Source organism: Rathayibacter sp. AY1E3 (assembly GCF_002932235.1).
GTDB lineage: Bacteria > Actinomycetota > Actinomycetes > Actinomycetales > Microbacteriaceae > Rathayibacter.
Map to the genome: position 1 here is coordinate 113,923 of NZ_PSVN01000007.1, position 13,456 is coordinate 127,378.

The following is a 13,456-nucleotide window of genomic DNA, read 5'->3' on the forward strand; positions in this document are numbered from 1 at the left end:
CTCCGCCCGTGCCGCCCGCCCGTCAGGAGCCGCCGAAGAGGCTGGCGCCGTGCTTCAGGAGTGCGTTGTACGCGCCCTCGTAGGTGGTCGGCAGGTCCTCGCCGGGCTCGCCGTACCGGGCCAGCAGCAGGCCCATCAGGCCGACGGCGGGCGGGCTCAGCGGCTTGTCGCGGTTCACGTGCGCCGGATGCGCCGGTGCCGCCTCGGGGTTCGGCGGCAGGTACTGCGGCACCGTGGTCGGCCAGTCGCCGATCTGCCGCGGCTCGTCGAGGGTCAGCACCCCGAAGAGGTCCGGGGCGGAGGCGTCGCGAGCGGTCAGCGGCTCGAGGCCGTGCAGGGCGCTGAGGGTCCGGATCACGGCGCCGTGGTGCAGCTCGTCGTGCACGATCGTGCCGGCCCTCGTGTACGCCGAGACCGCAATCGCCGGCACGCGGCAGCCGAGCCGGTCGAAGGCGAAGCCCATCTCGCCCTCGCGGCCGTCGCCCGGCGGAGTCGCCGACGGCGGGGGGACGTGGTCGTAGAGGCCGCCGTGCTCGTCGAAGGTCGCCAGCAGGAGCGTGTTCACCGCGTTCGAGCCGGTCGTGCTCGCGCTCTCCCGGATCGCCGAGTACACCTGGTGCAGCAGCAGCTCGCCGGCGCGGACGTCGGACAGCGCGCTGTCGTAGACGGGCGTGCCGTCGACCTCGTCCTCGTGCAGGACCCCGGTCGGCGGGTGCATGTCGTTGTGGTCGAAGACGAGCCGCGGCTCGAGGAAGGCGTAGTCGGGCAGCTCGCCGTTCTCCACGTCGGCGTAGAAGCGGTCCATCGTCGAGAAGTGGGTCTTCCAGTACTTCTCGAGCACCGGCGCGTGCAGGAAGCCGGTGTAGGAGACCACCTGCAGCGCGTCGAAGTAGACGCGCCAGGTCCTCCCCGCCTCCTCGAGGCGGTTGAACACCGTCGGCGCGTCGGCCAGGTCGTCCGCGAGCCACTTCTCGTAGCCGCCGCCCTGCTTGTTGGTGACGAAGCCGTGCGAGGTCGACGCGTGCAGGAAGGACCTGTTGCAGAAGGTCTGGGAGGGGACGGCGCAGAACCACTGGTCGAAGACGGCGAACTCGCGGGCGAGGGTGGAGAAGACGGGCAGCATCTCCGGCGAGAAGCCGCCCATGATCGTCCGCGCCTCCTCCGCCGTGGGCTCCTGCCCCTTCTTCATCACCCTCAGGTGCTGGACGTAGTCCTCGAGGAAGCCGCTCATCGTCGGGGCGGAGGCGTCGGCAGGCGCGTTGAAGGGCGTGGTCATGGCGCCGACGGTGCGGCCGGCGTTCTCGGGCGGATCCACCGTGCCGAAGAGCTGGGTGTTGACGTGCGGGTACTCCTCGCCCGGGTCCGGGTCGGGCTGGCGCATCACGGAGTCGGTGGCGCCCTCGTAGACGTGCGTGCCGACGGTCAGTCCCCCGGCGCTGGTGTTGGTCCGCTCCTCGGGGAGGAGGCCCTCGAAGCTCTCGCCCGCGGGCAGGTCGTCCGGTCCGTAGAGGCGGCCGAGGACGTTGTCGAAGGAGCGGTTCTCGAACATGATCACGACGACGTGGTCGAATCCCGGCTCCGTGCGGGCGGGCAGTCGCGGCTCCTCCTCGCGGCGGGGGCCGGAGGCGACGGCCGCGCCGATCGCGCCGCCGGCGAGGGCTCCGGCTCCGACTCCGGCGGCGGCGGTGCCGGCCAGGAAGCGGCGGCGCGAGCGGGAGCGGGGAGCTCCGTCGTCGTGCTCCGAGGGAGTCCGCTCGCTGGTCATCTCCGCCGCCTCTCCTGCGCCGCCTGCGCCTGCTCGGAGTGTAGCGACGCGCCCGGGACGGCGGCTCGGACGCGGGCGAGCAGTCCGGCCTCCGGCTCGGGGTCGACGTGCGCGCGGCGGGCCGCGTCGCGGAGGCGCCGCCCGATCGGCGCGGGCGGCGCGAACGCCGGCGCCGTGCGGGGCCAGCGCGCGAGGGGGCGGTCGGGACCGCTGAGGAGTGCGGCCAGCTCTCGGACCTGCGGATCGACGAGCGCTCGGCGCACGCCCGCCCGGGCGCGGACGAGCTGCGCGGGAGTCTCCGGACCGAGCGGCACGCCGATCCGTGCACCCGAGGGGACGGCCGAGGCGATCACGAGCGCCGGCACCGTGCCGGGCCGCTCCGCGCTCCCCCGCGCGGTGACGAGGAGCAGCATCCGCCGCCCCGCCCGCTCCCCGTCGCGGACGGCGTCGAACACGACGTGCAGCAGCTGCTCCGCGAGGCGCGCATCGGCGGATCGATCGGTGCCGGCGGCTGCGGCGTCGGCGAAGTCGGCCGGATCGACGAGGGACCGCGGCTCGACCAGGACGAGCGGAGGCAGGGTGCCGGCTGCGGCCTCGGCGGCCAGCGCGTCGATGGGAAGGAGGCGCCCGCCGCGGGAGCCGGCGGCGCCCGGGTCGCGGTGGGGCCACTCCGGATCGGCGAGGAGCGTGGTCGAGACGCCCTGCCGCTCGTCGACCGCGAGAGCCCAGCCGGTGCCGGTCTCCCGGGCCGCGCGCAGGGCCGCCGGCAGCGGATCGCGGCCGTCGGCGCGCCAGTGGTCGGCCCGGGCGAAGGCCGTGGCGAGGAGCGCGTGCACCGGCAGCATCTCGGGGGCGAAGCGCGCGCCCGGAGGATCGTCCGGGCCGGGCGCGGTCATCACGGCGTCCGTGCCGCCGGTGAACACCGGGCCGTCCGTGTCGTCGAGCGCGCCGAGGACCTGGTCGCGGCTGCGGCCGGCGAAGGAGAGCACGACCACGTGGTCGATCCGCCCGAGCACCTCGGCGGTCCGACGCTCGGCGGTGGTGGGCCGAGCCGCGGCGTCGAGCGCGAGCGACGCTGCCTCGGCGAGGGAGCGGCGCAGGAACGCACGCCGCTCCCCGCCGCCCGCGTCAGGCATCGGGCCCGGTCGGCTCCTCCGTGCTCGGGGCGGCCGCGTCCGGGACGGCGTCGGTCTCCGGCACGGCGTCATCCTCCGGCGAGGCGTCGGAGTGCGATGCGCCGGCGACGTCCCCGTCCGGGCCGGCGGCGGCCTCCTCCGGAGCGTCGGCGGACGCCTCCTCCGGAGCGTCGGCGGACGCCTCCTCCGGCAGCGCGATCGCGTCCGGTCCCTCCGTCACCAGGAGGTGGAACTCGGCCGCGGTGATGATCCGGAGCCCCAGGGCCTCGGCCTTGCCGAGCTTGCTGCCGGCGCCGGGACCGGCGGCGACGTAGTCGGTCTTCTTGGAGACGCTCGAGCCGGCCTTGCCGCCGGCCGCGAGGATGGCCTCCTGCGCCCCCTCGCGGGAGTACCCCTCCAGGCTGCCGGTCGCTACGACCGTGAGACCCGCGAGCACCCCGCCGGCGGCGTCCGCGGCACCGGGCCCGGGGTGGCCGGGCGTGGCGAAGCGCACTCCGGCCGCGGCCCAGCGGTCGACGATCTCGACGTGCCAGTCGACCTCGAACCAGGCGATCAGAGCGTCGGCGATGATCCCGCCCACCCCGTCGACCGCGGCGAGCTCGTCGCGGCTCGCCCCGCGGATCGCGTCGAGCGAGCCGAAGTAGCCCGCCAGCGCGCGCGCGGCGACCGGGCCGACGTGCCGGATGCTGAGCGAGACCAGCAGACGCCACAGCTCCTTGGTCTTCGCCCGCTCGATGTTCTCGATCAGCCGGAGGGCGTTGGTGGAGGGCACGGAGGCCGCGTCTCCCGCGAAGGCTCCCGCCTCCGGGTCGAAGGCGCCGTCCTTGGCGAGCTGCCGCTTGCGCTTGAAGGGCGTGACGACCTTCGGATCGCCCTTCGCGTCGAGCTTCTGCAGACCCGTCTCGGAGTCGCGGACGACGACCTCGATCGGGAAGAGATCGGCCACCGCGAGCTCGAACAGGCCGGCCTCGGTCCGCAGCGGCGGCTCGGCGGGCACCAGGGGCTGGGTCAGGGCGGCGGCGCTGACCTCGCCGAGCGCCTCGATGTCGAGCGCGCCGCGGCTGCCGATGTGCTCGACGCGTCCGCGGACCTGCGCGGGGCAGGACTCCGCGTTGGGGCAGCGCAGGTCGACGTCGCCCTCCTTGGCCGGAGCGAGCGTGGTGCCGCACTCGGGGCACTGCGTCGGCATCACGAACTCGCGCTCGGAGCCGTCGCGGAGCTCCACCACCGGGCCGAGCACCTCGGGGATGACGTCCCCGGCCTTCCGCAGCACGACCGTGTCGCCGATGAGTACGCCCTTGGCCCTGACCACGTCGGCGTTGTGCAGCGTGGCCTGGCGCACCTCGGACCCCGCGACCTTCACCTTGGTCATCTGGGCGAAGGGCGTCGCGCGGCCGGTGCGCCCGACGCTCACGACGATGTCGAGAAGCTTCGTGTGCACCTCCTCGGGCGGGTACTTGTAGGCGATCGCCCAGCGCGGCGCCCGGCTGGTGGCGCCGAGCTCGTCGTGCAGCTCGAGCTCGTCCACCTTCACGACCACGCCGTCGATCTCGTGCTCGACCGAGTGCCGCTCGCGGCCGTAGCGCTCGACGAAGGCGAGCACCTCCTCCACCGAGGCCGAGACGCGGTTGTGGCCGCTCACCGGCAGTCCCCAGGAGGAGAGGAGCCCGTAGACCTCGGACTGGGTCGCGACAGGCGGGTCCGGCCAGGCGCCGATGCCGTGCACGTAGAGCGCGAGGGAGCCGACGCGCGCCTCGCCGGCGCGCAGGTCGAGACCCGACTTCTTGTCGAGCTGCTGGCGGAGGCCGCCGCTCGCCGCGTTCCGCGGGTTGGCGAAGGTCGGGAAGCGCCGCAGCGCGCTCGTGCGCGCCTTCTCCTCCTCGAAGACGCCTCGGGTGGCGGCCGGGCGGGTCGACCAGCGGGTCCGCGCCTCCTCGACCGCCTCGTCGCGCAGCGTCTCCTGGAGGGCGTTCAGCTCGGCGAAGGCGGCCACGGGGATGAAGACCTCGCCGCGGACCTCGACGAGTGCCGGGTGGCCCTCGCCGGAGAGGCGCTCGGGGATCCCCGCGACGCGGAGGGCGTTGACGGTGACGTCCTCGCCGGTGCGGCCGTCGCCCCGGGTCGCCGCCGTGACGAGGCGGCCGTTCTCGTAGTGGAGGGAGATCGCGAGCCCGTCGATCTTGAGCTCCGTGAGCCAGGCGACGGGGCGGTCGGCCGACGCCACCGTCTTCTCGCACCACTCGCGCAGCTCCTCGGCCGAGAACACGTTGTCGAGGGAGAGCATCCGCTCGGCGTGGTCGATCGGGGCGAGGCCCGCTCCGACGATCCCGCCGACGGTCCGCGTCGGCGAGTCCTCGGCGGCGAGCTCGGGGTGCTCGGCCTCGAGCGCGGCCAGCTCGCGCACCAGGGCGTCGTACTCGGCGTCGGACAGCGGCGAGGAGTCGGCCGCGTAGTAGTCGTCGCTCGCCGACCGGATCCGCGCCCGCAGCTCCTCGACGCGGGCGGCGGGCTCGACGGCGCTCACCGGAGCACCGCGGCGTCGGCCGCGACCGTGCGGTCGATCGTGCACTGGCCCAGCACGCGGGTGCCGAGGTAGACGACGGCCGTCTGGCCGGGGGCGACGCCGTCGAGCGGCGAGTCCGGAGTGATCACGAGCTCCACCCTGCCATCGACGTGCGACACCACCGCGGAGGCGGGGACCGGGTCGGCGTGGGCGCGGATCTGGACGTCGCAGCGGAAGGGCGCGTCCGCGTCCTCGGGAGCGGCGCCCGCCCAGGTGAACCGCTCGCCGGCGATCTCGCCGATGCGCAGCGCCTCGCGCGGACCGACCACGACCTCGTTGCTCACCGGCCTCACCTCCAGGACGAAGCGCGGCCGACCGTCGGGCGCGGGGACGCCGAGGTGCAGGCCCCGGCGCTGGCCCACCGTGTACCCGTGAGCGCCCTCGTGGGAGCCGACCACCGCGCCGTCCCGATCGACGACCGCTCCGGTCTCGGGGGCGACGCGCTCGGCGAGCCAGCCGCGGGTGTCGCCGTCGGGGATGAAGCAGATGTCGTAGCTGTCGGGCTTGCTCGCGACGCTGAGGCCCCGCTCCGCCGCCTCCGCGCGCACGATCGCCTTGGACGGCGTGGAGCCGAGCGGGAACATCGAGTGCCGCAGCTGCTGCTCCGTCAGCACGCCGAGGACGTAGGACTGGTCCTTCGCCTCGTCGCTCGCGCGGTGGAGCTCCGGGGAGCCGTCGGCAGCCGTGCGGAGGGAGGCGTAGTGGCCGGTGCAGACCGCGTCGAAGCCGAGGTCGAGAGCCTTCTCGAGCAGGGCGGCGAACTTGATCCGCTCGTTGCAGCGCATGCAGGGGTTCGGGGTGCGGCCCGCCGAGTACTCGGCGACGAAGTCGTCGACGACGTCCAGCTTGAACCGCTCGGAGAAGTCCCACACGTAGTACGGGATGCCGAGGACGTTCGCGGCACGCTGCGCGTCCATCGAGTCCTCGATCGTGCAGCACCCCCGGCTGCCCGTGCGAAGCGTGCCGGGCATCCTGCTCAGGGCGAGGTGCACGCCCACCACGTCGTGCCCCGCCTCCACCGCGCGGGCCGCGGCCACCGCCGAGTCCACTCCACCGCTCATCGCCGCCAGAACCTTCACCGTGCGAGTCTACGTTTCCCGCGGGCGCGGCCGGCAGGGGGTCAGGCGGGCAGCACCGCGCGGCTCGACAGTCCGGCTCGGGCGGCGCGGGCGTAGGCGCCGGGCAGCGCGGCCAGGAGGGCGTCGACGTCCGCGTCGGTCGAGGTGTGGCCGAGCGTCATCCGGAGCACTCCGCGGGCCTCGTCCTCGCTGCGGCCGAGCGCGAGGACCACGTGCGAGGGCTCCGGGATCCCCGCCGTGCAGGCGGATCCGGTCGAGACGGAGACGCCCGCGGTGTCGAGGAGGAAGAGGAGGGAGTCGCCCTGCGCACCGGGGAAGGCGAGGTGCGCGTTGTTGGCGACCCGGCGTCCGGAGTCGAGGGCGGGCCCGGTCAGGGTCGCCCCCGGCACGGCGGCGAGGACGCCCGCGACGAGCCGGTCGCGCAGGGCGGCCAGGCGCTGCGCCTCCGCCGACAGCTCGGCGTCCGCCTCGACCGCGGCGGCGGCGAAGGCCGCGGCGCCGGGCACGTCCTGGGTGCCGGAGCGGACGCCCCGCTGCTGTCCGCCTCCGTGCAGCACCGGGACCACGCGGGCGTCGCGGGCGAGCACGAGCGCACCGGTCGCGATCGGCCCGCCGACCTTGTGACCCGAGACGCTGACGGCGGCCAGTCCCGCGCCGCGCCCGGAGCCGGAGGCGCGGCGGATCTCGGCGATCCGCAGCGGCACGTGTCCGAGGGCGGCGACCGCGTCGACGTGGAGGGGGACGCCGGCGCGGGCGCACACCGCCGCCAGCTCGGCGATCGGATTGATCGTCCCGATCTCGTTGTTGACCCAGAGCACCGTGACCAGGGCGACCGATCCGGGGTCCTCCTCCAGCGCCGCGGCGAGCGCCTCCGGCCGCAGGGTGCCCTCGTCGTCGAGCGGCAGCCACTCGAGGACGGCGCCCTCGTGCTCGGCGAGCCAGGCGGCGGAGTCGAGCGTCGCGTGGTGCTCCCCCTCGGCGACCAGGACCCGGACGCGGGCCGGATCCTCGCTCCGGCGCTGCCAGTAGAGGCCCTTGATCCCGAGGTTGACCGCCTCGGTGCCGCCGGCGGTGAGGATCACCTCGATCGGCTCGCAGCCGAGCACCCCGGCGAGCGCCGACCGGGCGTCCTCCAGCCGGCGGCGCGCCTCCTGGCCGGAGCCGTGGACGGAGGAGGGATTGCCGCCGTGGGCGGACGCCTCCGCGAACGCGGCGAGCGCCGAGGCGCGCAGCGGGGTGGTCGCGGCGTGGTCGAGGTAGATCACAGCAGCCCTTCGTCCCGCGTCGGGGGCACGGAGGGAGCCGGTGCCCGTCACTACTGTAAGTCGCATGACCTCTCACGATCCCCTGGCCCGGCTCGGCGTGACCGTGGACGATCAGGGCGGTGAGCTGCGGGTCTGGTCCGAGAGCGCGAGCGCCGTCGATCTGCTGCTGTACGACGAGAAGGATCCGACCTGGGTGACCCGCACGGTCCCGCTGGCGCGCGACGACGCCGCGGTCTGGTCCGCGCGCTCCGATCTGCTGGCCCCCGGCCGCCGCTACGCCCTGCGCGTCGACGGGCCGACGGGCCCCCGGCACCGCTTCGACCCCCGCCGGGCCCTGCTGGAGCCGTACTCCCGCGGCCTGCACCGGGTGGCGGAGAACGAGTGGCGCTCGGTCGTCGTGGACGACGCGTTCGACTGGGGCTCCTCCTCCCGGCCCGGCACCCCGATGGACCGCACCGTGATCTACGAGGCGCATGTGAAGGGGCTGACCCGGCTGAACCCGGCGCTGCCCGTGGAGCTGCGCGGCACCTACGCCGGCCTGGCGCACGAGTCGACGGTCTCGGCGCTGCTCGATCTGGGCGTGACGGCGGTCGAGCTGCTGCCCGTGCACGCGTTCGTGTCGGAGCAGCGCCTGCTGCGGCAGGGGCTGACCAACTACTGGGGCTACAACACGCTGAACTTCTTCGCCCCGCACGCCGCGTACGCCCCCTCCACCGCGCAGCGCGGCGGACCGTCCGCGGTGCTCCGGGAGTTCAAGGGGATGGTGAAGCTCCTGCACGAGGCCGGCCTCGAGGTGATCCTGGACGTGGTCTACAACCACACCGCCGAGGAGGGGCCGGGCGGGCCGATGTCGAGCCTGCGCGGGATCGACGATGCCGGCTGGTACCGCCAGACGCCCGAGGGCCACTACGTGGACGTCACGGGCTGCGGGAACACGATCGACTTCGGCCGGCCGGCGGCGCAGCGCCTCGCGCTGGACTCGATGCGCTACTGGTCGGGCGAGGTCGGGATCGACGGCTTCCGGCTCGACCTGGCCGCGACCCTCGGCCGGGACGAGATCGCGCACTTCCGGAGCGACCACCCGCTGCTGCGGGCCGCGGTCGAGGATCCGGCGCTGGCCGGCGTGAAGATGATCGCCGAGCCCTGGGACGTGGGAATGGGCGGCTGGCAGACGGGGAACTTCCCGGCCGGGTGGTCGGAGTGGAACGACCGCTACCGCGACCGCGCCCGCAATTTCTGGCTCTCGGACATCGACTACGCCCGCCGCGCCGGCACGGCCCCCGTCGGCATCGGCGGCTTCGCGACCCGGCTCTCGGGCTCCTCCAACACCTTCTCGGCGGAGCGGGGACCCCTCGCTTCGGTCAACTTCGTCACTGCGCACGACGGCTTCACGCTGGCGGACCTCGTCTCGTACAACGTCAAGCACAACATCGGCAACGGCGAGTCGAACCGCGACGGAGCCGACACCAACCGCTCCTTCAACCACGGCTTCGAGGGCCCCACCACCGACGAGCGGATCACGCTGGCGCGGCGGAAGGCGATGCGGAACCTCCTCGGCACCCTGCTGCTGTCGGCCGGCGTGCCGATGATCACGGCGGGCGACGAGACCGGGCGCAGCCAGCGCGGCAACAACAACGCCTACTGCCAGGACTCGGACCTGACCTGGGTGCGCTGGGAGGGCCTGGCCGACTGGCAGCTCGCGCTGCGCGCGCACACGCGCACCCTGCTGCGCCTGCGGCGCGAGCACCCGGCGCTGCGTCCCTCCCGCTACGGCAGCGGCGACGCGAGCGAGCCGGGCGCCACGACCATGACGTGGTTCGACGCCCACGGGCGCGGGATGAGCGAGCACGACTGGACCTCCGCCGCCAACCGGACGCTGCAGTACCTCGCGGCCTCGACGCCGGTCGAGGGCGAGCCGGACCGTGTCCTGCTGGTGGTGCACGGCGTCGAGCAGGACACCACGGTCGTGCTCGCCGAGGACGAGGGGGTCGCCGGCTACACGCGCCTCTGGAACAGCGAGGAGCCGGAGCCGCTGGAGCACGGCGAGTCGTTCGAGCCGGGGCAGGTCATCCGCGTGGCCGGAACCTCGATGCAGCTCTTCGCCGCGCACGGGCCGGCGGCCGAGCAGGACGCCTGATGGCGAGGAGCGGGCCGGGGACCCCGGCGACCGTCGCGCTGACGGCGGCGGGCGTCCCCTTCACTCCCCGCCAGTACCGGCACGACCCGGCCACGACGCGCTACGGGCTCGAGGCGGCCGAGGCGCTCGGCGTCGAGCCGGAGCGCGTGTTCAAGACCCTGATGGTCGACGTCGACGGCGAGCTCGTGGTGGGCGTCGTGCCCGTCACCGGCTCGCTCGGGCTGAAGGAGCTCGCGGCCGCGGTCGGAGGCAGGCGGGCGGCGATGGCCGACCCGGCGCTGGCCCAGCGCCGGACCGGCTACGTGCTCGGCGGCATCTCGCCGCTCGGGCAGAGGACGCGGCACCGCACCGTGATCGACGAGACCGTCGAGCTCCACGACACGGTGCTCGTGTCGGGCGGGCGCCGGGGCTTCGACATCGAGCTCACCCCCGCCGACCTCGTCGCCGCGACGGCCGCCCTCCTCGCCGACATCGCGCGCTGACCCCCGATCCCTCGCCGTCCTCCTCCGGGCGCCGTTTCGCTCGATGCGCCGTCCTCCTCCCGCGAGATCCCACTCCGGTCCGCGAGACGCCGAGGAAGGCGCACCGGAGCGGCATCTCGCGGAGAGGGACCGGGCGGGGTCAGCCGGCGGCGGCGGCCAGGCCCAGCTCGGCGGAGCGGGCCAGGAGGGGATGCCGGGGCACGACGCGGACGGTGTAGCCGAAGGAGCCGCTGCGGTCGAGGGTGACCACTCCGGCGTAGGGCACGCGCCCGACCGCGTCGGCCGGCACTACGGCACCCGACTCCTCGACCACCTCGAGCTCGTGGTGGCGGACCTCGGTGAGCGAGCCGTCAGCGGCCGTCGTCCCGTACACGACCTCGACCGAGACGTCCGCCGGCGAGAGCTCGCCCAGGCGCACGCCCGCCCGCACGGCGAGCCGGTCCCCGCGCTGGGGCACCGCGTCGATCCCGCCGGATTCGACGGACGCGACCGCGACTCCGGGCCAGCCGGCGCGGACCCGCCGCTTCCAGCTCGCCAGCTCCTTGGCCGGCTCGAAGTGATCGGCGGCGACGGCGCGCCCGGCCTCGGCGGCCGGCGAGTAGAGCGCCTCGACGTACTGGCGCACCATCCGCTCGGCGGAGAGCTCGGGCGAGAGGGTCGCGAGGGTGTGCCGGATCGACCGCACCCACCGCCGGGGCACGCCGTCGTGGTCACGCTCGTAGTAGCGCGGCACGACCTCGGTCTCGAGCAGCTCGTAGAGCGCCTCGGCCTCGAGCGTGTCGCGGGCCTCCGGGTCGAGCGCGCGGTCGGAGGAGGGGATCGCCCAGCCGTTCTCGCCGTCGAAAAACTCGTTCCACCAGCCGTCGAGGATCGAGAGGTTGAGCGAGCCGTTGAGCGCCGCCTTCATCCCCGAGGTGCCGCACGCCTCGAGCGGGCGCAGCGGGTTGTTGAGCCAGACGTCGGTGCCCGGGTAGAGCAGCTGCGCCATCGCGATGTCGTAGTCCGGCAGGAAGACGATCCTGCGGCGCACGTCCGGCTCCTGCGCGAAGCGGACGAGCCGCTGGATCAGGCGCTTCCCCTCCTCGTCGGCCGGGTGGGACTTGCCCGCGATGACGATCTGGATCGGGTGCTGCGGGTGGGTGAGCAGCGCCCGCAGACGCTCGGGGTCGTGGAGCATCAGGGTCAGCCGCTTGTAGGTCGGCACCCGCCGCGCGAAGCCGATGGTGAGCACGTCCGGGTCCAGCAGCTCGTCGAGCCAGGCCGGCGGGAGGCCGCCCGGGTTCTGCTCGCGCCAGGAGCGGGCGGCCCGGCGGCGGGCGTCCCGCACCAGCTGCTCCCGCATCGCCCGGCGCGCGGCCCACAGCTCGGTGTCGCCGAGCGCACCCGAGGCCCAGTCGGCCCGCGTCGTGTCGTCGGTGCCGAGCCGCTCCTCCGCGAGCCGCCGGAGGATCGGATCGGTCCAGGTGGCCGCGTGGACGCCGTTCGTCACCGAGCCGATCGGCACCTCCGCCGTCTCGAAGCCGGGCCAGAGGCTCGAGAACATCGAGCGGCTGACCTCGCCGTGCAGCGTCGAGACGCCGTTGGAGCGCTGCGCGAGCCGCAGGCCCATGTACGCCATGTTGAACGCCGTCCCGGAGTCTCCCGGCTCGGCGCCCAGCGCGAGCACGTCCTCGACCTGCACGCCCGGGAGCAGCTCCGTGGAGAAGTACTCCTCGATCATCCCGCGGTCGAAGCGGTCGATGCCCGCCGGAACCGGAGTGTGCGTGGTGAAGACCGTGCTCGCCCGCACCACCTGGAGAGCCTGGTCGAAGTCCAGGCCCGCGCCGATCAGGCCGGAGATGCGCTCGAGCCCCTGGAAGCCGGCGTGCCCCTCGTTGGTGTGGAACACCTCCGGGAGGACGCCGCCCGAGACCTCGGCCCAGAGCTCGAGCGCGCGGACCCCGCCGATGCCCAGCAGCAGCTCCTGCAGCAGGCGGTGCTCGCCCCCGCCGCCGTAGAGGCGGTCGGTGACGGAGCGGAGCGAGTCCTCGTTCTCGGGGATGTCGGTGTCGAGCAGGAGGAGGGTCACCCGGCCGACCTCCGCGCGCCAGACCCGGGCGTAGAGCGCGCGTCCCTCGGGGAGCGCCAGCACGATGCGGGCGGGCGAGCCGTCGGCGAGACGGACGACGCGCAGCGGCAGCCCGTCGGGATCGAGCGAGGGGTAGGACTCGAGCTGCCAGCCGTCGGCGGAGAGCTTCTGCGAGAAGTAGCCCGACCGGTAGAAGAGGCCCACGCCGGTGAGCGGCACGCCCAGGTCCGAGGAGGCCTTCAGGTGGTCGCCCGCGAGGATGCCGAGTCCGCCGGAGTACTGGGGCAGCGCCGCCGCGATGCCGAACTCCGGCGAGAAGTAGGCGATCGAGCGCGGGGCGGACTCCGGCAGCGACTGGTACCACCGCGGCTCGGTGCGGTAGCGCTCGAGCTCGTCGCGGAGGCGCCACGCCTCGTCGACGAAGCCCTGGTCCCCCGCCAGCTCGGCGAGGCGCTCGGGGCTCACTGCTCCGAGCAGAGCGGTGGGGTCCGCTCCCCCGCGCCGCCACAGCTCCGGATCGACCCGCTCGAACAAGCGCCGGGCGGGCTCGTGCCAGGCCCAGCGGAGATTGCCCGCCAGATCGCCCAGAGCCGAGAGCTCGGGCGGGAGGACGGAGCGGACGATGAAGCGGCGGATCGCCTTCACGGCACCCCTCGACTCTCTGCGGACCCCGGAGCGCCCGGTCGCGGAGCACCGGGGCGGTCGCGCTCGGTCACCCTAGCGGACCCCTCGGCCGCCGCGGATCGGCCGGACGCGGACCCGCCCCGACGCTCCGGCACGCGCTCCCCGGATCCGTTTGCACAGGCCCGAGCGCGGGCGCAACCGTCGTGTGCGAGCCGCCGCCGGTCGCTACTGTCATGACGTGGCTCAGATACCTTTCGGCAAGGCTCAGAACGGCAAGGACGCACGGCGAGCGGGTCGCGGACGCGCACCCCAGGAGGCGTCGGCGCCTCCCGAGACG

General features: G+C 74.4%; 8 protein-coding genes. 2 read left to right on the plus strand and 6 right to left on the minus strand.

What is annotated here, in order from left to right; translation table 11 throughout:
• Window positions 1-22: 22 nt before the first annotated feature.
• Genes C5C53_RS07965 through C5C53_RS07985 form a run of 5 tightly spaced genes read right to left on the minus strand, consistent with a single transcriptional unit; the run spans window position 23 to window position 7,808 of the window.
• Window positions 23-1,765: an alkaline phosphatase family protein gene (locus C5C53_RS07965; RefSeq protein WP_104267263.1), complete on the minus strand. Its 1,743-nt coding sequence runs from the start codon at window positions 1,763-1,765 to the stop codon at window positions 23-25.
• Complete coding sequence (locus C5C53_RS07970; RefSeq protein WP_104267264.1) at window positions 1,762-2,901, minus strand: hypothetical protein; 1,140 nt, start codon at window positions 2,899-2,901, stop codon at window positions 1,762-1,764. Before C5C53_RS07970 ends, C5C53_RS07965 begins: the two co-directional genes overlap by 4 nt.
• Window positions 2,894-5,425 carry an NAD-dependent DNA ligase LigA gene (ligA, locus tag C5C53_RS07975; RefSeq protein WP_104267265.1) on the minus strand — a complete coding sequence of 844 codons (2,532 nt, stop codon included), beginning with the start codon at window positions 5,423-5,425 and terminating at the stop codon, window positions 2,894-2,896. The genes C5C53_RS07970 and ligA overlap by 8 nt, the downstream gene beginning before the upstream one ends.
• A complete protein-coding gene (gene mnmA / locus C5C53_RS07980) occupies window positions 5,422-6,543 on the minus strand; it encodes a tRNA 2-thiouridine(34) synthase MnmA (protein WP_181028759.1) in 1,122 nt (373 codons plus the stop codon). The genes ligA and mnmA overlap by 4 nt, the downstream gene beginning before the upstream one ends.
• A 41-nt stretch (window positions 6,544-6,584) precedes the next feature.
• Entirely contained in the window at window positions 6,585-7,808 is a 1,224-nt protein-coding gene (locus C5C53_RS07985) for a cysteine desulfurase family protein (RefSeq protein WP_308470980.1), read from the minus strand.
• Between the two features lie 64 nt (window positions 7,809-7,872).
• Between C5C53_RS07985 and glgX the strand changes: the two genes are divergently transcribed.
• Together glgX and ybaK are read left to right on the plus strand one after the other, a co-directional pair.
• Window positions 7,873-9,945: a glycogen debranching protein GlgX gene (gene glgX, locus C5C53_RS07990; protein WP_104267266.1), complete on the plus strand. Its 2,073-nt coding sequence runs from the start codon at window positions 7,873-7,875 to the stop codon at window positions 9,943-9,945.
• Complete coding sequence (ybaK, locus tag C5C53_RS07995) at window positions 9,945-10,427, plus strand: Cys-tRNA(Pro) deacylase (RefSeq protein WP_104267267.1); 483 nt, start codon at window positions 9,945-9,947, stop codon at window positions 10,425-10,427. The genes glgX and ybaK overlap by 1 nt, the downstream gene beginning before the upstream one ends.
• A 139-nt stretch (window positions 10,428-10,566) precedes the next feature.
• Here the strand turns inward: ybaK and glgP are convergent, their stop codons facing one another.
• Window positions 10,567-13,140 carry an alpha-glucan family phosphorylase gene (gene glgP / locus C5C53_RS08000; RefSeq protein WP_104267268.1) on the minus strand — a complete coding sequence of 858 codons (2,574 nt, stop codon included), beginning with the start codon at window positions 13,138-13,140 and terminating at the stop codon, window positions 10,567-10,569.
• Between the last annotated feature and the right edge of the window lie 316 nt (window positions 13,141-13,456).

What these genes read in the sequence shown, in the direction of transcription:
- C5C53_RS07965 (WP_104267263.1), bottom strand. Translation starts at nt 1,765, where the DNA reads ATGACCAGCGAGCGGACTCCCTCGGAGCACGACGACGGAGCTCCCCGC.
- C5C53_RS07970 (WP_104267264.1), bottom strand. Translation starts at nt 2,901, where the DNA reads ATGCCTGACGCGGGCGGCGGGGAGCGGCGTGCGTTCCTGCGCCGCTCC.
- glgX (WP_104267266.1), top strand. Translation starts at nt 7,873, where the DNA reads ATGACCTCTCACGATCCCCTGGCCCGGCTCGGCGTGACCGTGGACGAT.
- ybaK (WP_104267267.1), top strand. Translation starts at nt 9,945, where the DNA reads ATGGCGAGGAGCGGGCCGGGGACCCCGGCGACCGTCGCGCTGACGGCG.